Below are 21436 nucleotides of genomic sequence, written 5' to 3'. Positions count from 1 at the left end.
ACCCGGACGGTGATGGACGCCAGTGAAAGCGGCCTCAGCTGGTTACGTCGTAGGCGTAGAACGCCTCGGGGTCGGGGAAGAAGTCCGAGGGGTCGTCGTGGTGGAAGCTACCGAGGAGGGTGTGATCGAGCGTCTTGACGTGCGTGTACATCTCGTCGCGGTCCATCGCGGTGCGGACCAGCCCGCCCGAGTAGCGCATGTCGTACGACCCCGCGACGAAGATCACGACTTCGTCGGACGGGTTGATCAGTTCGGTCACGAGGAAGACGAACCCGCCGCTCTCCAGCTGGTAGACGCCCGTCTCCTCGAAGGCCGACTCCTCGTAGAGTTCCTCGAAGTCCTCGGCGTAGTTGTCGGGGATGATGTGCGAGAGCCCCCAGGAATCGTCGTCGCCCATGTCCGGAGTGAGCGTCGTCGTGTCGCCGGCCGGGACGGTCAGGGTCTCGAACCCTTTCGATTCGCGGTCGTCGGCCATCGCCTCCATGTCGCTGAGAGTCCGCTGCCAGTTGCTCTTGAGTTCCTCGCTGTGCTGGGCGACGACCTCCTTCTCGTCGGGCGCCTCGGGACCGTCACTCTGGTAGGGCATACCTGGGGTAACGCGGCTGGGACAGTAAAGGGTGGTGGCGTGAGGCTGTCCGGTCGCGGCGCGCTCGCCCGTTCCGGTCCGATGGACGGGCCCTCACACGCGGATGCCCAGCCAGAACTCCATGGCCAGCGACACGGCGAGCACGAGCAGACTGGCGACGAAGACCTTCTTGTTCCGGTCCACTCGCTGGTCGAAGGGGACGCGGTCGCCCCGCAGCGGCGGGAGCTGCTGGATGCGCGCCTCGAACCCGTGCTCGCGGGACGAGTCCATCGAGAGCCGCTTTTCGTCCCTGTAGGAGGGCGTCGGCTGGATGCCGAGACTCCCGAGCCCGAACAGGAAGATGCCGACGAGGAAGACGGCGTACTTCGAGGCGACGAGCGACCCACCGACGAGGAACCCGACCGCGATCGCGCCCGCCGAGACCGCCGCCCCCACGACGACGACCCAGAGGACGAACTCGGCGATCCGGTGCCGTCTAGTCGCCATCCGCACGGCGACCGAGGGCCGCCTCGACGCTCTCGTACTCGTCGCTGTGCCGGTGGCAGTAGCTCAGCCGGTTGGTGTCGCTGACGGGGTACAGTTCCGGCCGGGTCGTGTCGCACACGCTGTCGAACTGCTCGCCCATGTACTCGCGGGCCTGGTCCGGGTAGCCCGCTTTGACGTACTCCGCGGCCTGCTCGACGTGGGACATGATCTCCGCGGAGACGTCGTCGTCGAACAGGTCCCGGACGGCCTCGTCGATGTCGTCGAACTTCGTGAAGCGTCCCGTTCGACGGCGGATCCGGTTGGGGACGCTGAGGTCGACGCGACTGCGCTCGCGGATCACCTCGCGGAACCGCTCGATCGAGTTCCACGTGTCGGCGTCCAGGTCTTCGTGCGTCTCCGGCCGGATCTTGGCCGGACACCGCGTCGTGAACTGACACCCCTCCGGGGGGTCCCGCGGACTCGGTGGCGTCCCCGGGAGAGTGATCCGCTCCTTGTCGACCGTCGGGTCCGGTTCGGGGATCGCCGACAGCAACGAGTGCGTGTACGGGTTCGCCGGGTCCGTGTACAGCTCCTCGGTCAGCCCGAGTTCCATGACCTTCCCGAGATACATCACGGCGACGCGGTCGCAGATGTGCCGCACCGCGGAGAGATCGTGGGCGATGAAGAGGTACGTGAGGTCGTACTCGTCCTGCAGGTCCTCGAGCAGGTTGAGGATCTTCGCCTGAACCGAGGTGTCCAGCGCGGAGACGGGTTCGTCGAGGACGACGAACTCGGGTTCGAGTGCGAGCGCGCGGGCGATGCCGATTCGCTGGCGCTGGCCCCCCGAGAACTGGTGGGGGTAGCGGTAGTAGTGCTCGGGCTGGAGCCCGACCTGCGCCAGCAGGTCCTTGACCTTCTCGCGGCGTTCGCGCGGGCTGCCCACCTCGTGGACGTCCAGCGGCTCGCGGACGATCTCGCCGATGGTCATCCGGTCGTTGAGGCTCGACTCGGGGTCCTGGAAGACGATCTGGGCGTTGCGCCGCCACTCTTTGAGCTGTTTGCCCGCCAGTTGAGTGATGTCCGTGCCGTCGAACTCCACGCTGCCCTCGGTTGCGGACTCCAGCTGGACCAGCGTCCGGCCGAGCGTCGTCTTGCCGCAGCCCGACTCGCCGACGAGACCGAGCGTCTCGCCGCGCTGGATGGTGAAGCTCACGCCGTCGACGGCCTTGACCGGCGGGTCGGCCAGCAGGCCCTGCCCGCCGTAGTACTTCTTCAGGTTCTTCACCTCGACGAGCGTCTCGCCCGTCGCCGCGGGGTCTGAACGGCCTCGCTGCTGGCTCATCTCGCTCATCGCCGCTCACCTCCGTCGGCCGCGACGTCGTCTCGGCCGTCGCTCGTGCCCCCATCACTGTCCGAACGCGTCGAGGTGTCCGACCGCTCGGCGATCCGCTCGTGGTACGCGACGGCCTCGCCCGTGGGCCGGTCCTCGGGGTAGAGGAGACAGGCCGCGGTGTGGTCGGCGTCGCGCTCGTTTACCTGGACGAGCCGTGGGTGGACCGCGGTACAGTCGTCGAACTCCTTCGGACAGCGGGGCGCGAATCGGCAGTACGTCGCCGGTTCGTTCGGCGTCGGGACGTCGCCCTCGATTGTCCGCAGGCGCTCCTCGTCGGCGTGCTGGCCGGGGATCGCGTCGAGAAGCCCGTTCGTGTAGGGATGTTTCGGGTCCGCGAAGAGGTTCTCCGTCGGCGCCTTCTCGACGATCTCGCCGGCGTACATCACGTTGACGCGATCGGTGATGTCGGCGATGACGCCCATGTCGTGGGTGATGAAGAGGATCGACAGGCCTCGCTCGGCCTGCAGTTCTTCGAGCAGTTCCAGGATCTGGGCCTGGATGGTCACGTCCAGCGCGGTCGTCGGTTCGTCGCAGATCAGCACGTCCGGGTCGCAGGCGAGCATCATCGCGATGACCGCTCGCTGGCGCATCCCGCCGGAGAACTCGTGGGGGTACTCCTTCAGTCGGCGCGAGGCGTCCGGGATCTGGACCGCCTCCAGCAGGTCGATCGCCTCCTCGCGAGCCTCCTCACCGGTGATCCCGCGGTTGACCTTCAGCGCTTCCCTGATCTGGTTGCCGACGGTGAACACCGGGTTGAGCGACGACAGCGGGTCCTGGAAGACCATGCCGATGCCGCTGCCCCGGAGGTTCTGGTACTCCTTCACCGAGTAGCCGGTGATCTCCTCGCCGCGGTACTTGATCGACGAACCGGGCAGGATCTCCCCCGGCTCCTCGACGAGTCCCATTATCGAGCGGGCGGTGACGCTCTTGCCCGACCCGGACTCGCCGACGAGGCCGACGGTCTCGCCCTCGTAGATGTCGAGGTCGATGCCGTCGACCGCGCGGATCGTCTCGCGGTCGGTCCGGAAGACGGTCTGGAGGTTGCGGATCGAGAGGACCGGTTCCTCGCCGTCGCGGCGGTCGGCCGGCCCTCGCTCCACGTCCTCCGAGGGGGAAGCGGTCATCCGCCCGTCCCCCCTGCGGCGGCTTCGTCCTCGGCACTACCCTCGCTCTCGGGGTCGATCGCGTCGCGGATGCCGTCACCGAACGCGTTGAGGCCCGTCACGAGGATCACGATGAGCATCCCGGGGATGAGCGCGATGTGCCACGACTGCGTGGACACGTAGTTGCGCCCCATCGAGATGGCCCGGCCCCACGCGGGGGTCGGGGGGTTGATCCCGAGTCCGCTCCCGATGAACGAGAGCGCCGAGAGCGCGATAACGATACCGCCGACGGCCATCGACCCGTAGATGAGCAGGTACGGGAGTACGTAGGGTAACATGTGTTTTCGCATCGTCACGCTCGGCCGCTGGCCGAAGCTCTGTGCCGCGTCGATCCACTCCTCTTCGGAGACCTGCAACGCCGGACCGCGGACGGCCCGCCACAGGCCGGGCCAGCCCGTGAGGCCGAACACCAGCGCGAGCAGGAAGCCGCCGTTGAACACCCCCGCGAGCCAGTGGCCCTGGAACGCCATCGCGACCATCAACAGCAACAGCAGTTGCGGGATCGACGTGATCCCGTCCGCGGTGAGGATGGTCGCGAGGTCGACGATCCCCTTGTAGTAGGCGGAGGCGAGCGACATGATGATCGCGATGATACTGGCCAGTCCCATCGCGAGCGCGGACACCGTCAGCGAGATGCGCGCGCCCATGACGGCGAAGGTGAACAGGTCCCGCCCGTTGGTCAGCGTGCCGAACGGGTGGAACCGGCCGAAGTCGTCGTAGGTCATCGGGCCGACGTTCTGGTCGCCGTTCCCCTTGGACTTCGAGTTGAAGTTCGCGTCGCCGGCGAAGATCGTCTCCACCTCGCCGCTCTCGGAGTCGAAGTACTGTAACTCGTGACTGTACGGCGACTGGATGTTCTGTTCGACGGTCGTGGGCCCGAGCGCCGGTGCGAACAGGGCCATCGTCGTGAAAATCAGGACGACCGCGATCCCGAACTGCGCCCAGCGGTGGCCCCGGAGTCGGTCGACGACGTCGTCGCGGGGGGTCCAGTCGGCGTTGCGGTAGTGGTCGCGGAAGACGACCCAGCCGCGGAATCCCCAGATGGCGACGAAGAACGCGTAGAGGTACACTAGCGTCGCGCGGATCGCCCACGCGACCGCCGGTTCGAGTCCCAGGAAGGTGTTCTCCCACGGGCCGTTCGGTCCGGTCTTGTACCCCTGGTTCGGAATCGTCTCCCGGGAGAGCAGCGTCGGGAGGCCGTTCGCGGTGCTCCGCAGGCCGTCGAGGAACGCGCTGGCCGACTGCTGGAAACCGACGATACTCTCCGAGGCGGCCGGCGAGAAGACGCCGACGAACACCTCGATGAGCGCCGTCGTCCCGATGAGACCCGCGTCGATCACCAGGAGGAGGCCCGCGACGAACGCGCCAAACTCGAGAGCGACCAGGCTGAGGGCGATCGCGGCCCACGACGCCGCTGGCTTCGGGTTCGCCGCGATCCGCTCGCGCAGCGTCGTGTCGTCGTGCCAGTCGCGTTCGCGCGTCCCTTCGGTGACAGTTGCACACATGTCAGATCACTGCTCCGCCCCGTCGAGGGTAATCCGCGGGTCGATGAACGTGTACGCGATGTCCTGTGCGATGTTGAAGAAGACGAGTATCAGGATGAACACGTAGGTCAACGCGCCGATGATCGGGATGTCCGAGGCGAAGATCGCGGAGAGATACAGGTTGCCGAGCCCTCGGATGCCGAAGATCAACTCGACGAGGACCGACCCGCCGATCAGCAGGTAGAACTCACCCATGATGACCGGCAAGAGCGGGATGAGGGCGTTCCTGGCGACGTGTTTCCCGATGATCGTCCGCGCCGAGAGTCCCTTGGCCTTCGCGGTGTCGATGTACGGCGCGTTGATGCTCTCCAGGACCGCCGTCCGCCCGATGCGGACCTCGTTCCCCATCGACGAGGACCCGAGGACGAGCGCGGCGGGGAGGATCCACTTGAACGCGACGGCCCAGTTGTAGAAGTTGGGGACGGGGATGCTGAGCCACTCGAGTGACGGTATCGGTACGAAGCTCCCGAGCAGGTTGCCCAGCGCGTTGGGCGTCCCGATGACGTCGGTCGGTATCAGGAACCCCCGATAAAAGGACAGCAGGCCGCCGGCCGAGAGCAGGCCAGAGAGCATGACGGCCAGCCAGAAGTTCGGCATCGCCCGCCAGACGATCCCGCCGAACGACGCGGCGTAGTCGCCCCACGTGTTCGAGCGGAGGCCGGCGTACAGCCCGATCGGGATGCCGAGCACGAGGGCAATCACGACCGACCAGAAGCCGAGCCACACCGTCGCGGGCATCCGTTCCCAGACGAGCTGGCCGACGTTCTGGCCGCGCGTGACGACCCACGACTGGCCGAAGTTGAACGTCATCGTCTCGACGAGGAAGTTCTTGTACTGGATCCACAGCGGTACTGGCGTGCCGTCGGGATACCTGAGTCCGAGTGCGACGGCCACCTGGCGCGCCGTCTCCGGGTCCGAGTCGCGACCCAGGATCGCCGTCATCGGGTCGAACGGGGACAGGTACAGGATGATGAACGTCATCGAAAGGCCGAACAGCACCACCGGCACCCCGAGCACGAGTCGTTTCGCGAGATACAGGAGTTTGTTCATTGCGTAATCTCCGTTATACGGGTAATTGTCGGGCTATGCGTGCCGCCGAGTAATACGTCCGTCGACTGCGTGATTCCGTCATGGAGGACGCCGCTGGGCTGCGATAGCGGCGTTATTCCGGCTGGTAGTGCTGATCGTACGCCTCGATGCCGCCGGGGTAGATCTGGGGCGGCGTGAGGTGGTAGGCCGGCTCGAAGCGGTCCTTGAACACGTTCTCCATGAACTCCGGCCGGTTGATGACGTACGCCATCGCCTGCCGGACGGCCTTCGGCACCTCCTCCATGTTGAACCCGACGTAGAAGGTACCGATCTCGGGGACCTTGGCGAGGTTGACGGTCTCACCGTTCTCGAGGTCGTAGGTCCCGAGTTCGCGACCGAGGTCGTCGGTCTCGTTGATCGTCACGGCGTCGGCCTGGTACTGTGAGGTCGGCACGCCGCCGATGTCTGCGTTCCCGTTGAGGAACCGGTTGTAGGTCGCCTGGGTCTCCGTGAGGATGGCCGCGTCGATGCCGTCGAAGCTGGCGCCCTCGCCGTGGTAGTCGTCGAAGGCGTCCATGACGAACTCGCCACCGTTGCCGGACTCCCAGTTGACGAACTCGAAGGGACCACAGCCGACGGGGTTCTGGGAGAACTCCTCCCACGCCATCTCGCCGTCGTAGCCCTCGATGTCGCCGACGATGCCTTCCGGCACCGCGGAGAACGCCGAGTACGCCAGCACGGACAGCGAGAACGCGAACGGCTCGTCGGTCGTGATCTGCAGTTCGTAGTCGCCGGTCGCCTCGACGCCGATGGAGTCCTGGACGACGTTGCCGTCGTCGTCGGTCTCGTGTGCGATGCCCATGACGCTGACCGGGAAGCGCGCGTTCGTGGAGTTCGTCGACGCCATCAGCCGCTTGATGGAGTAGACGAAGTCCTGCGCGGTCACTTCGTCGCCGTTGTGGAAGGTCGCGCCCTCCTTCAGCGTGAACGTGTAGGTCTTGAAGTCGTCGCTGAGTTCGTACTCCGTGGCCAGCAGGTTCTCGACCTCGGTGGTCCCGTTCCGGTAGTTGGTCAGGGCGTCGAACATGTCCATGATCTTCCCGCCACTGGCCGTGTTCCCGGACGCGATCGGGTCGAGGCTGCTGAACGTCGCCGAGGTCGTCGAGAGCCGGTCTTTCCCTTCGATACCGGCGACGGAGTTGCTCGCCTTCGCCCGCGAGGGACCCATCGGGCCCGGCGGGTTGTAGTCGACGTAGTCGTACCACATGCCCTCGGTGACCGACTGGAAGATCGGGAGCAGGGCCGCTTCCTGCCACATGCCCTCTTCCATGTTCACCGCGGCCTCGCCGCGGATCTGGGCGGCCTCCTCGGTGTCCTGCGGGTTGTTCTCGATCCGGTCGAACTGCTCGACCATGAACTCGCGGACTTCGGAGTCCGCCTCGGCGTCTTCCGACCAGAAGATGCGCGCGCCGTTCGCGGCGTCGTTCTCGTCGTAGACGGTGTTCGGCGGGTCGATCAGCTGGACGAAGTTCTGCGCACCGGGGTAGTCTGCGATCCACCCGAGCGTGTAGGCCTGGTGGTTCCCGTTCCGGGTGGCCTCGAGCAGCGGCGAGAACGCCGCTTCGCTCTGGTTCATGTCGATGTAGGCCGACTCCAGTCGGGAGGCGATCGTGCTCGCCATCTCCGACCACGTCGGGCTGGAGTACTGCAGCCAGTCGAGTTCGAAGCGGTTGTCCGGGCCGTAGCCGGCCTCTTCCATGACCCGCTTCGCTTCTCCGACCTTCGTCTCGCCGACTCCGTACGGATACCCGTTGATGTTGATGGGACCGGTGTCGGTCTGCGTCTCCGTCTCGTCTCCACCGTCGCCGCCGTTACCGTCACCGTCTCCGCCGCCGTCACCGTCACCGTCGCCACCGCCGTCGCCGTCGCCACCGCCGTCACCGTCGCCGTTACCCGGCGTGTCCGTGTCGCCACCGTTGGATCCACACCCGGCGATGGCGGACGTCAAGGTTGCGGCACCGGTCGCTTTCAGGAATCGTCGTCGGCTAGTTTCCGAATCGTCGGTATCGCGAGGCATACTGTGCCTTAGCCAATCATACTACTTAAATTGCGGTGGAACTTGCCGCAGGTTTTTTCGATAATCGCCGGACTACGACGGTCGAAAATTATCTTAAATTATATTCTAACCAGTAGTATTATAACAGGGAATGAGAGGGCTGGAAGGGACTTGTCCACCCATTCAATGGACTCATGATATTAAAAGAGTACCGGGGAACGGCCGATAAACGTCGGGTATTACCGGTGAATATCGACGGATTCGAGGACGATCGTGTCGATCGGTCGATCACTGGGGTCCGTCTCGACCGAACCGATCTTCTCGACGACGTCCATCCCGTCGATTACCTCGCCGAAGACGGCGTGTTTGTCGTCGAGGTGCGGCTGGGCGTCCAGCGTGATGAAAAACTGCGAGCCGTTCGTGTCGGGGCCGCGGTTGGCCATCGAGAGCTTGCCCGGCTCGTCGTGGCGCAGGTCCTCGTGGAACTCGTCGTCGAAGGTGTAACCCGGGCCGCCGCGGCCCGTCCCCGTCGGGTCGCCGACCTGGAGCATGAAGTCCTCGATGACGCGGTGGAACTCGACGTCCTCGTACAGCGGGTCGACGCGCTTCTCGCCGCTCTCGGGGTCTTCCCAGGCGCCCTCGCCCGGGCCGATCTCGGCCTCCTCGTAGTCGGATTGCGTCGCGTGGTCGACGAACGCCTCGACGGTGTTCGGGACCTTGTCTTCGAACAGTCGAACTTCGATGTCGCCCTCCGAGGTGTGGAGCGTCGCAGTCAGATCGTCACTCATGATTCGACAGAGCGCCGGAGCGAAGAAAACGCTGGTGGTACGGCCGCCGCGGGCGACTCGCCCGACGCATCGCGCCTTCCGGGCCGCCCTCGCGAGCGGATCGACAGATCGCGCCATCTAAGCCGTCTCCACCGACGGATCGGCCGGTCGAGCTACCGGGACCGTCCGTCACATCGACGGACCGACGCGCGTGATCGCCGACGCTTCGAGTCCGTGTTCTTCCGCACGCACGCGCTCGCCGCCCGCGACCGCACGCAACCGATCGAGTAGATCGTTGGCAGACGCCGACGTCGCGTCCACGTCGACGTCGTCGCCGACGGCCGAGAGGGTCGCCTCGTCGCCCGAGACCTTGACGACCGGCGCGACGGGGTGACCCGTCGGGACGCCCTCGCCGGTGACGTGGACGACGATCTGTGCACCTGCGGCGACGAGGCCGGTCGCCGCCTCCGCGAACCGCGAGGGGGCGTCGACCAGCGCCAGTCCGTCCTCGTGCGTCGCGCGCTCGCCGTAGTCGAGCACGTCCCGGACCGGCTGGTCGCCCCAGGCCCGCGTCACGGCGTCGAACTCGTGGACCGCGGCGTCCCGACCTACTCGCGACGCACGCGCGGGAAGCCCGCGATGGTGCTCGACCAGTTCCCCGACGGCCGCCGCGGTCTCGTCGCTCGCCGCGCGTGCCGCCGCGTCGTCGGGATGGGCAACCACGCGCTCGCTCCCGGCGGCGACCACCCGGGCGCCCGCCCCGACAAGTTCGTCCACGACCTCGCCCACGAGCGGATCGGCGACCTCGCGGGTCGACGCCGAGAGGTCGCCCGAGACGACGCCGACCGTCAGGTCCGAGAGATCGGCTGTCCGTTCCGTGTCCGAACCCCCGGCCTCCCGGAGTTGCGCTGCGGCGTCTACGCCCGCGTCGACCGTCGCCTCCGTGCCGCCGGCGTCCTGGATCGCGGTCTCGCGGACGGGGATCCCGAGGTCCGTCAGGTCCGCGGCCACGTCGTCGCTCTGGATCGACTCGCAGCCGAGGCCGACGACGACCGTGCCCGCGACGTTCGGGTTCGATCCGACGCCGAGGAACGCCCGGAGCGTCTGGGATTTGTCGTCGCCGATCTGTGCGCAGCCGTGGTCGTGCGGAGCGCTCACAGCGCCCGGCACCGCCGCTGCGATCCGGTCGGCGACGATGCGCGAGCAGATGACCGACGGCAGGACGAGCACGCGGTCGCGCACGCCCAGGCCGCGGTCGCCCCGGTCGACCGCCTCGAACCCCTGTTTCAGGCTCACGCCGACTCACCCCCGTCCGTCTCCGTCACGTCCGTCACCGCGCGGTCGCCACGGCCGCGGGTGCTCTCGCAGTTGTGGGTGTGGACCCACTCGCCGCGAGCGACGTCTTCCGACGCTTCGCCGATGACTTCGCCGTACTTGCGCACCGTCTCGCCGGCGTCGACGTCGACGAGAGCGACCTTGTGACCGAAGGGGATCTCCTCGGCGACGGTCAGCGGTGGGTCGGCGTCGTCGAGCCGATCCCCGGCTTCGATGTCTTCGAGCGCCGTCGCGACGTTGTCCTCGGCCGCCATCAACAGCGCCCGCCCGTCGAGGACGTCGCCTTTCATCTGCCTCCCTCCCGTGGCTCGCCGCCGACGCCGGCGTTCATCGGCCGCCCTCCGCGGCCAGTTCCCGGGGCTGGCGCTCGTTGATCGCGAACTCCTCCAGCCGTCGGGTCTCCGCGGCCGTCTCCGCGCCGTCGGCCACGGACAGCAACGTTCGATACACCCGCTCGCCGGCCTCCGAGAGCGGTTCGCCGTCGATGACCGTGCTCGCGTCGACGTCCATGTTCGAGGCGAGCCGTTCCGCGGTCCGCGGGTTCCCCGTCACCTTGATCACCGGCGCGATGGGGTTGCCGGTGGTCGACCCACGCCCCGTCGTGAAGGCGATCACCTGCGCGCCCCCGGCCACCTTGCCGACGACGCTCTCGACGTCGTAGCCCGGCGTGTCCATCACGGTGACCCCGCCGCCGACCGGCAGGGCCTCCCCGTAGTCGGCGACGTGGCGGATGGGCCGCGTCCCGCACTTGGCGATGGCGCCCAGGCTCTTCTCCTCGATGGTGGTCAACCCGCCTTCCTGGTTGCCCGGCGAGGGCTGGGCGCCGCGCATGTCGACGCCCATCAGGTCGGCCAGCTCCTCGCGCCGGCCGACGCGGTCGAAGAGTTTCTCGCGCGTGGCCTCGTCGACGCACCGGTCGGCCACGACGTGCTCGGCGCCGATGAACTCCGGCGTCTCGGAGATGCAGGCCGTGCCGCCCGCGTCGACGAGGCGGTCACAGGCGTCGCCGACCGCGGGGTTGGCCGCGATCCCGCTCGTCGCGTCGCTGCCCCCGCACTCGACGCCGAAGATCAGTTCGCTCGCGTCCGCCTCCTCGCGGGCGTGGTCGCCAACCTCCTCCCAGAGGTCCGCGACTATCTCGGCGCCGGCGTCGAGCGCTCCCTCCGTCCCGCCGGCCTCCCGGACGGCCAGCGTCTCGACGGACTTGCCCGACTGTGCGACGTCGTCGGCGACCGTCTCGGCGTCGATGTCCTCGGTCCCGAGTTCGACCACGAGCGCCGCACCGACGTTCGGGTTTCGTCCGATCCCCGAGAGGACGGTCCGCGTGCGTTCGCGTCCGGCCTCGGGCTGGCTGGTGCCCATCTGGTGGGGCGTCGCGCGCGCCCATCGGCCGGCGTCGCCGGCGATCCTGTCGGCGACCGGGCTCGCCGCCACCGACGTGGGCAGGACCGCGACGTGGTTGCGCACGCCGATCCGGCCGTCCGGTCGGCGGTAACCGCTGAAGGTGTCCATAGGATAGCTGATACCGCTCCGTCCGCAAGAAACTGTCGCGCTCGCGCGGAACCTTTCGGAGACCGAGTCCGAGAGCAGAGCGACGCTCCCGGTCTCCCGGGACCTGCGCTCAGAACGCCCGCAGATCCTCGAGCACGGCCGCCGCCTCACCGCTGTCGAGGGCGTCACGGGCCAGTTCCAGGCCCTCGTCCAGCGAGTCGGCGTCCTCGCGGGCGTAGATCCGCAGGGCGGCGTTGAGCGCGACGGCGTCGGCGAACTGGTCGTCGCGCTCGCCGGCCAGGACTGCCTCGGTGATCGCGGCGGATTCCTCGGCCACGTCCTCCACACCGAGGTCCTCGCTCTCGAAGTTCATGCCGTAGTTCGCGGTCTGGATCTCGAAGTCGTCCAGTTCCTCGTCGCCCTCGTTCCACTCCGCGACGACCGTGGTCCCGGGACGCACGTCGTCGTAGCCCTCCATCCCCTGGAAGAACAACGTCCGGGAGACGTCCTGGCTCTCGGCGGCCTGGAGCGTGTCGGTCATCTTGACCGCGAACGGCAGGTGGTAGAACGATCCGAGGTGCACGTCCGCGTTCGCGGGGTTCGCGAGCGTCTCGATGGTGTTGACGAACGAGCGGACGCCCATGTTGTCCCGGCGGTCCCACAGCGCGTCGATCCCGGGGTTGAACGCCGGCTGATAGTAGAAGCCGAAGCCCACGTCGTCGACCATGTCCGCGCTCTCGCCGGGTTCGATCTCGGTCCGCACGCCGAGTTCGTCGAGGACGTGCTTGTAGGCGTCCTGTTTCTGCGTCGGGACGCGGTCGCCGCTGTGGACGACGACCGGCGTGCCCGCGGCGGCGGCGACGACGCCGGCCGCGACGCCCAGGATCGCCGAGCGGCCCTTGCCGTCGTAGTTGGCGCCGCAGTCCACGGGGTCGGCGTCGGGCTCGGCCATCTCCACGCTCTCCTCGCGCATCACGTCGACGTAGGCCGCCAGTTCCTCCGGGGTGTTGCGCTTCCAGCGGTTGGCGAGCCAGAACGCCCCGAGCGTCGTGTGGTCGGGTTCGTCCGCGAGGATCCGCTGGAACGCCTCGCGCGCCTGCTCGCGCGTCATGTCGTCGGCGGACTTGTGTCCGGACCCGACGACCTCGGTCATCAGCCGTTTCAACGGCCAGTCGCCGAACTCCTGTGTCGCTTGAGCCATGCGAAGAAGTTCGGACTGGCGATTATAAAACGCCCCGCTTCCCGCGGTCCGGCGGGAGCGCGCCCGACGTTTTTTGTCCGATCGTGACGTATCCCACTGGGCTTCGTCTCGAACGGAAACGAATCAGGGGTTCGAAGCGTCGCCGGTCCCTCCGTCGTGCCGCGAACGCACCGGAAGCCGTCGGCCGGGCCAGGTTTATCAGGTATGCCGGCGACACGGCGAGGTATGGAGTACACCACGCTCGGCGACACGGGAATGACGGTAAGCCGGATCTGCCTCGGCTGTATGAGTTTCGGCTCGAACGACTATCGCGACTGGGTGCTCGACGAGGAGGACAGCCGGCCGATCATCGAACGAGCGATCGACCTCGGGATCAACTTCTTCGACACCGCGAACGTCTACTCGAACGGCGAGTCCGAGCGCGTCCTCGGGAACGTCCTGGACGACTACGAGCGCGACGAACAGGTCATCGCGACGAAGGGCTACGGGGAGATGGACGAGGACAACCCGAACGCGAGCGGGCTCTCTCGGAAGGCCATCGAGCAGGAGCTCTCGAACAGCCTCGACCGGCTCGGCGTGGACACCGTCGACCTCTACCAGACGCACAGGTGGGACTACGACACGCCGATCGAACAGACGCTCCGCGCGCTCGACGACGCCGTCCGCCGGAACCAGGTCCGGTACGTCGGCACGTCGTCGCAGTGGGCCCACCAGTTCGCCGACGCGCTCCACACCAGCGACCGCCTCGGCCTCGAACGCTTCCAGACGATGCAGAACCACTACAACCTCGCCTACCGCGAGGAGGAACGCGAGATGCTCCCGCTCTGCGAGCGCGAAGGGATCGGCGTCATCCCGTGGAGCCCGCTCGCTCGCGGCTATCTCACTCGTCCACACGAGGAACTCGCCGAGACCGTCCGCGGGGAGTACATGGAGAACAGCCAGTTCGCCGAGCGGATCGCGACGTACCGCGCGAACGGTGGCGAGGAGATCAACGAACGCGTCGAGGAGCTCGCCGCCGAGAAGGACGTGACCATGGCCCAGATCTCGCTCGCGTGGCTCCTCCACCAGGACGCCGTCGACGCGCCGATCGTCGGCACCACGAGCGTCGAACACCTCGAAGACGCCGTCGAAGCGCTCGACATCGACCTCTCCGACAGCGATCTGGAGTACCTGGAAGAACCCTACCAGCCCGTCGAGATCAACGGTCACGACTGACGCGCCGATTCCCGCGGCGAACACCCAGCGAGCGCCCGATGAGTGGCCGGCGAGCGATGCTCGGACGAAGTCCGCCAGACGTCCGCCCGTTTGACCGCCGTTTCGCGGACGTGTCTGGGTGGACGCCGGCGAAGCGGTGACGCTGCCGCGGAACCGACGGTCCGAAAGGGATAGGACGCTGTGTTCCTAACTTCCGTCGAATGAGCCAGGGAACGGGCGACTGGCGGTCGCAAGTGGACGCGGTCGACGCGGCTCTCGTCGACGGCTGGCAGAGCGGCTTCCCGGTGACGGAACGGCCCTTCGAGGTCGTCGCCGCCGACGTGGGCGTGGACGAATCAGAGGCGCTGGAGCGGGTCAAGCGGCTCTACGACCAGGGGATCTTCCGCCGGTTCGGCCCCGTGCTGAACCCGCCGGTCATCGGCAGTTCGACGCTGGCGGCGGTCAAAGCGCCCGCGGATCGCTTCGAGGAGGTCGCCGCGGTGATCAACGGGTACGAGCAGGTCAACCACAACTACGCCCGCGACCACGAGTGGAACATGTGGTTCGTGGTGACCGCCGCCTCGAAGGAGCGCCGCGACGCTATCCTCGACGAGATCGAGGAGCGGACCGGCTGTGCGGTGCTCGTCCTCCCGATGCTGACCGACTTCTACATCGACCTGGAGTTCCCGGTGGTCAACACGGACCGCTTCGCCCGCGAGAGCCTCGCCGAGACGGACGTGGCGGCGACGACGATCAGCGAGCGGGCCGCCGCGGATCTGACGGAACTCGACCGGCGGGTCCTCCTGGAAGTCCAGGAGGGGTTCCCGCTGACGGCGACGCCGTACCGGGACGTGGCCGAGGCGGTCGGCGCGCCCGTGGCGGACGTGCTCGACAGCGTCGAGCGACTGCTCGCCGACGGTTGCATCAAGCGGATCGGCTGCGTCGTCAACCACCTCGCGACGGGGTTCGACGCCAACTGCATGGTCGTGTGGGACCTGCCCGACGAGGACCTGGACGAGCGGGGCGTCGACGTGGGACGGCTCCCCTACGTGACGCTCTGTTACCACAGACCGCGCCGGCCGGACCACGAGTGGCCGTACAACCTCTTCACGATGATCCACGGGCGCGAACAGGAGGCCGTCGACGCGAAGATCGACGAACTGGCGGGCGAGTACCTGCCGTACGACCACGAGCGGCTGTACTCCACGGAGACGCTCAAACAGACCGGTGCGCGATACGAGGACCTCGTCGACGAGCGCGACGAGGAGTAGCCGGACGCGACGAGGGGTAGCCGGACGCGACGGGAGCTAGACAGACGCGCATTCGCGATCTCCTGCGGCGGAGGAACCGACGGAAGCTTTTTGCACACCGTTGTTCCATATGTCCACGTTCGAATGACGAGCCAGGAGCGGGCGGTCGTGCTGATCGTCGACGACGAGCCCGCAGTCGCCGACTCGTACGCCGCGCACGTCAGGGAGCGACACACCGTCAGGACCGCCTACGGCGGGGAAGCGGCTCTCGAGAAACTCGACGAGGAAGTCGACGTCGTCCTCCTCGACCGGCGGATGCCCGACATCGTGGGCGACGACGTCCTGGAGACGATCCGCGAGCGCGGCCTCGACGCGCGGGTCGCGATGGTGACGGCCGTCGACGCCGACTTCGACATCGTCGACCTGGAGTTCGACGACTACGTCGTCAAGCCGATCAGCGGCGAGGAACTGCTGGAGACGATCGACCGCTTGCTCCGCTGTGCCGAGTACGAACGGACGCTCCGCGACTACTACCGCGTGACGCGGACGTACGTCGCGCTCAAGTCGACGAAAGACCAGGCGGAACTCGATGCCAGCGACGAGTTCCAGCAGCTCGAAGCCCGGCGCGTGGAGCTTCGCGACTCGCTCTCGGCCGCCGCCGGGCGCCTCGCGGACGACGACTTCGAGGCGCTCTTTCGCGACCTCGAGGAGTGAGGCCGCGGTATCGACCGGCGGTCTCGTGGCGTCACCGAGCCTGGCGAATACTCGGGTTTTCGAAAACCCTATTCGGGGAAGGTCCTAAGCCGGGCGCAATGACTCAGCAACTGCCGGACGTCCAGGCGTCGAGCCCGGACGTGACCGTCGGCCTCAACCGCGTCGGCGTCACCGGCGTCGAGAAGCTCGTCGAGATAAGCCGCGAGGACAAGCGTCCGTACGTGCTGATGGCCGAGTTCGAAGTGTTCGTCGACCTGCCCAGCTGGCGCAAGGGCGCCGACATGAGCCGCAACATGCAGGTCATCGACGAGACGCTCGAAGCCGCCGTCGCCCGCAACGACCTCCCCCTGGAGGACATCTGCGGACACGCCGCCGAGCGCCTCCTCGAGAAGCACGACTACACCGAGCAGGCGGAGGTCCGCATGGAGGCCGAGTTCGTCACCCGCGAGCGGACCCCAGAGAGCGACCTCCCCACGCAGTCGACCGCCGACGTCATCGCCTCGGCGACCGCCACCGAGGTCGGCACCCACGAGGAGATCGGCGCCTCCGTCACCGGCATGACGGTCTGTCCCTGCTCGCAGGGGATGTCCGCCGCCCGCGCCCGCGAGACGCTACGCGAACAGGGCGTCGACGACGAGACCATCGAGGAGTTCCTCCGCGACGTGCCCCAGCCCGGCCACTCCCAGCGCGGCCACGCCACGATCACCGTCGAGAGCGAGGGCGGTCCGGACGTCGACCTGGTGGAACTCATCGAGGTCGCTCGCGATTCCATGAGCGCGCGCATCTACAACCTCGCCAAACGCCCCGACGAGGACTACATGACCTACCAGGCCCACCTCGACGCCAAGTTCGTCGAGGACTGCGTCCGCGCCATGGCCGAGGGCGTCGTCTCCGAGTTCCCCGACCTGGACGACGACGCGGTCGTCTACATGGAGCAGTCCAACGACGAGTCCATCCACCAGCACAACGCCCACGCCGAGCGTCTGGCCGACGTGGCCACGCTCCGCACCGAAGTCAACGGCGACGACTGACCCCGGACGCAGACGGCAACTGCCCCCGGATCCGGGACGACTGGCCACTGCCGTCAGGACGCCGATTCTTCCGCCTCGTTCGACTTCCCCTCACGGTAGACGAGCAGGTAAAACAGCGGCAGCGTGACCAGCAGTGCCCCGAAGGTGTTCCGCGGCTGGGCGAACACGTCCGGCGGCGCGAAGACCGTCCCGGCCATCATGGCGCTCAGGAGCGCGAGCAACACGGTGAGCGTCAGTCGTTCGCGGTCCGACTGCGGCCGAGCGCGGTCGCCGCGATAGTAGACGTAGCCGACCAGTAGCGGCGGGAAGACCGCGACGGACACCGCGGACCCTACGGGGTGGTCGCTCTCCCGCGCGAGCGCGTCTTGATACACCCAGGCGACCAGCGTGACCCACGTGAGCGCGGGGATCGCCGCCGCAGCGACCAGCATCCCCGTCGACTGCATCGGCAGCGGGGCGGCCGTGGTGACCGCCCCGGCCGGGACGGACGTGACGGCGGACGCCACCGCAGTGACGGGTGTCATGGAACCGGGTTGTCGGGGCGCCGTCCTAAGCCTTGCCCGTTGTCGTCGTCCCACCGGAGTCGTCCCGTGGCTCCCCCGTCGTGCGCCGAAGATTGAAGCACCGAGCAATTCATGTGGTAACTATGGGCAAGCGAGTTCTCGTCCCGGTCGACGGGTCGGAGCAGGCACACAGGGCGTTCGAGTTCGTCGCCGAGGAGTTCGACGACGCGGAGGTGGTCCTCTTGCACGTCGTCAACCCCGCCGAGGCGGGCTACAGCGCGCAGGCCTCGCTCCCGAGTTTCTCCGAGGAGTGGTACGAGGGAGAGAAAGCCGCCGCCGAGGAACTGTTCGACGAGATCGCCGCCCTCGCGGCGGACACGGAGCTGACGATCGACCGCGCGATCGACGTCGGCAAGCCGATCCGCGTCATCGTCGAGTACGCGGAAGACAACGACGTCGACCAGATCGTCATGGGCAGTCACGGCCGCTCGGGCGTCACGCGCATCCTCCTCGGGAGCGTCGCCGAGGCCGTCGTCCGCCGTTCGCCCGTCCCCGTCACCGTCGTTCGGTGAGCGGGCAGTTCGTTTCGCCCGGTCCGTCAAGTCCTGTCAGTCGTCGACGTGCCTGACGATGTGGACGTCGTAGCGCGGGTCCTCCGAGACCGGTGCGCCGACGCTCGAAACGGGCGTCGAGACGCGCCCCGCGTTCTCGCTCCCGATGAAGACGATGGCGGCGTCCACGTCCTGCGCCACGGACCGGACCGTCCGGACCACGTCGGTCGTTATCGAGGCGACAGAGCTCACGTCCTCCGGCCGCTCACAGCGGAAGGTCGCGTCGGGGGCGACCCGCTTCACCTGTACCTCCAGCGCCGCAGCGACCTCGTCGGGGTCGTAGCGCTCTCCCTCGTCGATCCAGCCGCGTTCGACGGCGAAATCGCGTTCTTCGAGGGGCACGACGGCGAGCGCGACGACCTCCTCGTCGGTCAGCGCCGCGAACTCGGTGGCTCGTTCCAGGGCGGCTTCCGCGAGAACAGAGCCGTCGAAGGGCACCAGATACGTCATGGGTCGAGGTGGGGGCGCCCGAGTCTTATATTCGGTGGACGGTCCGCATGCGCGACCCCGTGGACGCCCGTTGGTGCGACCCCGTGGACGCCCGTTGGTGCGGCCTCGCGGACGCCCGCCGGAGTTTCGCGCGAAGCGATAGACGAAAGGTCCGTCGGCGCTCATCGTCCGGTATGGCCGAGGACGGACCCGTCGATCCGAGTACGATCGGCGAGCGCGACGCGCCCCCCGTAGAGGACAAGCCCTACAAGATCATCTTCGAGGCGAACAAGTGCTTCGGCGCCGGGAAGTGTGCCGAGGTTTCGAACAACTGGAAGCTGGACATCTCGACCGGCATCGCCCAGCCGCAGGCGTACTTCATCGACGAGGACGACCTGGACGAAAACGTCCGCGCGGCGGAGGTCTGCCCCGCGAAGAAAGACCGCGGCGTCATCCACGTCGTCGACCGCCGCACCGACGAGGAGATCGCTCCCGACCCGAACGGCGACGGCTCTCTGTCTGTCGACTGGTAATTCGGGTCGTTATCCGCATAGTTTTTGTTCAATTGGGGGCTGTGCGTATCAATCAGAGGCTCCTTTGAGCTATCCGGGGAAACTTGTGGCTGTGCCGGCTATGTGTGTCTATGAATCGCCGTCGCTTTCTTGGTCTCGTCGGGTCCGGAACCGCTGTCGTTGCAGGCGGGTGCCTGGAAAGCGCTGACGCGGGCGGAACTGCGTCGAGAACACCGCAACCCACCGCTGATGAGCAACCGTGTCCTCCGTACCCGACCGACCGCAACCGCACGGTGTGTTCGCACACAGTCACGTCTGACACCGCCTCTGTGTATCTTACCCCGGACCCCACGGTCCAGCCCCTCGACGATGGCACGCCGGTCAATGAAATCACGCTCACGCTCTACAATCAGTCCAGCACCGACCTCAGGTTCAATCCACACAGCTGGCGTATTTGGCACCTATCTGACAGAGATTGGTCGGAGCTGGATCGGCAACAGTCCGGTGATGGTGTCGTGACCGTTGCAGCAAACGGAACCTATACGTGGTCGTTTCTGGAGACGCTAGAGACCATTCAGGACGACCCCGAACTGAATCCAGGACGATACGCCGCCGAAATCGGTGTCCCTGATCCAGACGCCGCCGACGGTTGGGTCGCCTGTATTGCGCTTATCCGATTCGAACCATCTGAGTAAGCCTCTCGATCGTTACGTGCACGCCCTGTACTGAGCATTCGCGCGAGCGGAGCGAGTGCGATTCGCCGTCAGATCTCCGCTCTGACGAGCCTGCGGTCGTTCGCGGTGCTCACTCCCGCAGACACCGAACTCGCGCACCGCGCGAGTTCGGCTTTTTCACCCATGTTTTTGGCCCGGGGGTGCCCGCAGCGAACGCAGTGAGCGAGGACACCCCCCGGCGAAAAAGATGGTTAGAAAATATTCGCCTGCTCGTAGACCGAGATGCCGTCCATCGTGATCTCGTAGGGCTTGGTCTCGCGGGAGTGGTTGGCGTTGCGTATCTTCTGTATCTCGACGGCGAGGCGGGTCTCCTGGGTCTCCGAGCGGACGTACCGGAGGAGGAAGACGGCGTCGGTGAGGTACTCGATGATGCCGTGGCGGGAGGCGTAGGGGTTGTCCTCGTTGGCCTCGCTGGTGAGGACGGTCGTGACGCCGGCCCGCTTCAGGCTCTGGGTGAAGTCGAAGACCTCGGTGCGGCGCTTGGACACGTCGTCGTACATCATCTCCAGCAGGGAGACGGAGTCGAGGACGAACCGGTCGGCGCCGAAGTCCTCGATGAGTTCGGGGAGTTCGCCGCGGATGTTGTCGAGGCTGTTGGCCATCTCGACGGGGTCGAGGTCGATGACGGCGAGGTTGCCCTCCTCCTCGTGGCGTTCGAACTCCCAGCCGCGCTCGGCGGCGGTCGCCATGATGTCGTCGTAGGTCTGTTCGAGCGTGATGAAGACGCCGCGGTCGGTGTCCTCGCGCTCCAGGCCGTGGTGGAGGAACTGGAGGCCGAAAGTCGTCTTCCCAGTGCCGGCGCCGCCGACGATGACGATGAGGTGCCGGAGCGGGACGCCGCCCTGGATCATGTTGTCCAGGCCGTCGATGCCGACGTCGAGGCGGGGGATGTTCGACTCGAAGTCCTCGTCCTCGAACTCCGCGTCGCCGCCGCCCATCCCGCCCATCGCGTCGGCGAAGTCGTCGTCGAACAGGCCGCCGCCGTCGCCGCCGCCACCGCCCCCGAAGTCGGCCGCGCCGTCGTCGAGCTCGCCGTCGCCGCCGCTTCCCGCGTCTCCGAACGGGTTCTCCTCGTCCGTCCCGACGTCGCCGAAGGCGCTCGCGCCGCCGTCGCCGCCACCGCCGCCGAAACCGGCCGCGCCGTCGTCGAACGAACTGTCGCCCGCTGCGTCGAGTTCGGCGCCGTCGCCGGCATCGAAGCCGCGCTCCTCGCCGGCATCGAAGCTGTTCCCGTCCGTCTCGTCGACGGACCGCTCGTCCGCCGGCGCGGTCGCTTCGGAGTCGTCGGACTCCTCGTCGGCGAACGCGCGCTCGAACCAGTCGTCGTCGGCGTCGTCGCTCATCGTTTCACGGCCCCGGTGTCCGGGGTAGCCATGGCCGAAGGTGAGTCTCCCCACGCATTAATGTTGCCCGCCAGCTATCGCGCCT

The 21436-nt window shown here is 67.2% G+C and carries 22 protein-coding genes; 7 read left to right on the top strand and 15 right to left on the bottom strand.

What is annotated here, in order from left to right; genetic code table 11:
• Positions 1 to 34: 34 nt before the first annotated feature.
• The 12 genes from ACMGFE_RS03670 to ACMGFE_RS03615 all read right to left on the bottom strand — a co-directional run bounded on the left by ACMGFE_RS03670 (position 35) and on the right by ACMGFE_RS03615 (position 13030).
• Entirely contained in the window at positions 35 to 586 is a 552-nt protein-coding gene (locus ACMGFE_RS03670) for a DUF7529 family protein (protein ID WP_436923736.1), read from the bottom strand.
• Positions 587 to 679: 93 nt separating this feature from the next.
• Complete coding sequence (locus ACMGFE_RS03665; RefSeq protein ID WP_436923735.1) at positions 680 to 1072, bottom strand: DUF7555 family protein; 393 nt, start codon at positions 1070 to 1072, stop codon at positions 680 to 682.
• Positions 1062 to 2402 (bottom strand): ABC transporter ATP-binding protein, encoded by a 1341-nt coding sequence (locus ACMGFE_RS03660; protein WP_436923734.1) that lies wholly within the window; start codon positions 2400 to 2402, stop codon positions 1062 to 1064. Before ACMGFE_RS03660 ends, ACMGFE_RS03665 begins: the two co-directional genes overlap by 11 nt.
• Positions 2399 to 3568 carry an ABC transporter ATP-binding protein gene (locus tag ACMGFE_RS03655; protein ID WP_436923733.1) on the bottom strand — a complete coding sequence of 390 codons (1170 nt, stop codon included), beginning with the start codon at positions 3566 to 3568 and terminating at the stop codon, positions 2399 to 2401. Before ACMGFE_RS03655 ends, ACMGFE_RS03660 begins: the two co-directional genes overlap by 4 nt.
• A complete protein-coding gene (locus tag ACMGFE_RS03650; RefSeq protein ID WP_436923732.1) occupies positions 3565 to 5112 on the bottom strand; it encodes an ABC transporter permease in 1548 nt (515 codons plus the stop codon). Before ACMGFE_RS03650 ends, ACMGFE_RS03655 begins: the two co-directional genes overlap by 4 nt.
• A gap of 6 nt (positions 5113 to 5118) precedes the next feature.
• Positions 5119 to 6201: an ABC transporter permease gene (locus ACMGFE_RS03645; RefSeq protein ID WP_436923731.1), complete on the bottom strand. Its 1083-nt coding sequence runs from the start codon at positions 6199 to 6201 to the stop codon at positions 5119 to 5121.
• Positions 6202 to 6313: 112 nt separating this feature from the next.
• On the bottom strand, positions 6314 to 8257 hold the full coding sequence (locus ACMGFE_RS03640; protein WP_436923730.1) for an ABC transporter substrate-binding protein: 1944 nt from the start codon (positions 8255 to 8257) through the stop codon (positions 6314 to 6316).
• Between the two features lie 218 nt (positions 8258 to 8475).
• Positions 8476 to 9024 (bottom strand): peptidylprolyl isomerase, encoded by a 549-nt coding sequence (locus ACMGFE_RS03635; protein WP_436923729.1) that lies wholly within the window; start codon positions 9022 to 9024, stop codon positions 8476 to 8478.
• 168 nt (positions 9025 to 9192) lie between these two features.
• Positions 9193 to 10299, bottom strand: a complete 1107-nt coding sequence (locus tag ACMGFE_RS03630) for a UxaA family hydrolase (protein WP_436923728.1) — start codon at positions 10297 to 10299, stop codon at positions 9193 to 9195.
• Positions 10296 to 10628 carry a UxaA family hydrolase gene (locus ACMGFE_RS03625; protein WP_436923727.1) on the bottom strand — a complete coding sequence of 111 codons (333 nt, stop codon included), beginning with the start codon at positions 10626 to 10628 and terminating at the stop codon, positions 10296 to 10298. The genes ACMGFE_RS03630 and ACMGFE_RS03625 overlap by 4 nt, the downstream gene beginning before the upstream one ends.
• Positions 10629 to 10665: 37 nt before the next feature.
• Positions 10666 to 11850 (bottom strand): UxaA family hydrolase, encoded by a 1185-nt coding sequence (locus tag ACMGFE_RS03620; protein ID WP_436923726.1) that lies wholly within the window; start codon positions 11848 to 11850, stop codon positions 10666 to 10668.
• A gap of 109 nt (positions 11851 to 11959) precedes the next feature.
• Positions 11960 to 13030, bottom strand: coding sequence for an anthranilate phosphoribosyltransferase (locus tag ACMGFE_RS03615; RefSeq protein WP_436923725.1), 1071 nt, complete (start codon positions 13028 to 13030; stop codon positions 11960 to 11962).
• A 225-nt stretch (positions 13031 to 13255) separates the two neighbouring features.
• Between ACMGFE_RS03615 and ACMGFE_RS03610 the strand changes: the two genes are divergently transcribed.
• The 4 genes from ACMGFE_RS03610 (at position 13256) to mptA (ending at position 17219) form a co-directional block, all read left to right on the top strand.
• Complete coding sequence (locus ACMGFE_RS03610; RefSeq protein ID WP_436923724.1) at positions 13256 to 14245, top strand: aldo/keto reductase; 990 nt, start codon at positions 13256 to 13258, stop codon at positions 14243 to 14245.
• 200 nt (positions 14246 to 14445) lie between these two features.
• The gene (gene ahbB, locus ACMGFE_RS03605; RefSeq protein ID WP_436923723.1) at positions 14446 to 15495 is read left to right on the top strand and encodes a siroheme decarboxylase subunit beta; all 1050 of its coding nucleotides are present in this window, start codon (positions 14446 to 14448) and stop codon (positions 15493 to 15495) included.
• Positions 15496 to 15618: 123 nt separating this feature from the next.
• Positions 15619 to 16188, top strand: a complete 570-nt coding sequence (locus ACMGFE_RS03600; protein ID WP_436923722.1) for a response regulator — start codon at positions 15619 to 15621, stop codon at positions 16186 to 16188.
• A 98-nt stretch (positions 16189 to 16286) separates the two neighbouring features.
• Positions 16287 to 17219, top strand: coding sequence for a GTP cyclohydrolase MptA (gene mptA, locus ACMGFE_RS03595; RefSeq protein WP_436923721.1), 933 nt, complete (start codon positions 16287 to 16289; stop codon positions 17217 to 17219).
• Positions 17220 to 17272: 53 nt separating this feature from the next.
• Here the strand turns inward: mptA and ACMGFE_RS03590 are convergent, their stop codons facing one another.
• On the bottom strand, positions 17273 to 17743 hold the full coding sequence (locus tag ACMGFE_RS03590; protein ID WP_436923720.1) for a hypothetical protein: 471 nt from the start codon (positions 17741 to 17743) through the stop codon (positions 17273 to 17275).
• A 122-nt stretch (positions 17744 to 17865) separates the two neighbouring features.
• Here ACMGFE_RS03590 and ACMGFE_RS03585 point away from each other — a divergent pair, with 122 nt between their 5' ends.
• Entirely contained in the window at positions 17866 to 18294 is a 429-nt protein-coding gene (locus ACMGFE_RS03585) for a universal stress protein (RefSeq protein ID WP_436923719.1), read from the top strand.
• A gap of 36 nt (positions 18295 to 18330) precedes the next feature.
• Here ACMGFE_RS03585 and ACMGFE_RS03580 read toward each other — a convergent pair whose 3' ends face one another.
• Complete coding sequence (locus ACMGFE_RS03580) at positions 18331 to 18783, bottom strand: universal stress protein (protein ID WP_436923718.1); 453 nt, start codon at positions 18781 to 18783, stop codon at positions 18331 to 18333.
• A 173-nt stretch (positions 18784 to 18956) separates the two neighbouring features.
• Between ACMGFE_RS03580 and ACMGFE_RS03575 the strand changes: the two genes are divergently transcribed.
• Together ACMGFE_RS03575 and ACMGFE_RS03570 are read left to right on the top strand one after the other, a co-directional pair.
• The gene (locus ACMGFE_RS03575) at positions 18957 to 19295 is read left to right on the top strand and encodes a ferredoxin (RefSeq protein ID WP_436923717.1); all 339 of its coding nucleotides are present in this window, start codon (positions 18957 to 18959) and stop codon (positions 19293 to 19295) included.
• Between the two features lie 272 nt (positions 19296 to 19567).
• Entirely contained in the window at positions 19568 to 19969 is a 402-nt protein-coding gene (locus tag ACMGFE_RS03570) for a hypothetical protein (RefSeq protein WP_436923716.1), read from the top strand.
• A gap of 230 nt (positions 19970 to 20199) precedes the next feature.
• Here ACMGFE_RS03570 and ACMGFE_RS03565 read toward each other — a convergent pair whose 3' ends face one another.
• Entirely contained in the window at positions 20200 to 21351 is a 1152-nt protein-coding gene (locus ACMGFE_RS03565) for a KaiC domain-containing protein (RefSeq protein WP_436923715.1), read from the bottom strand.
• Positions 21352 to 21436: the final 85 nt, after the last annotated feature.

The sequence above is a fragment of the Halosimplex amylolyticum genome, from assembly GCF_051414035.1.
In the GTDB taxonomy this organism is placed as follows: domain Archaea; phylum Halobacteriota; class Halobacteria; order Halobacteriales; family Haloarculaceae; genus Halosimplex; species Halosimplex amylolyticum.
The sequence above is the reverse complement of the archived record's forward strand: the minus strand, read 5'-3'. Positions and strand labels throughout refer to the sequence as shown.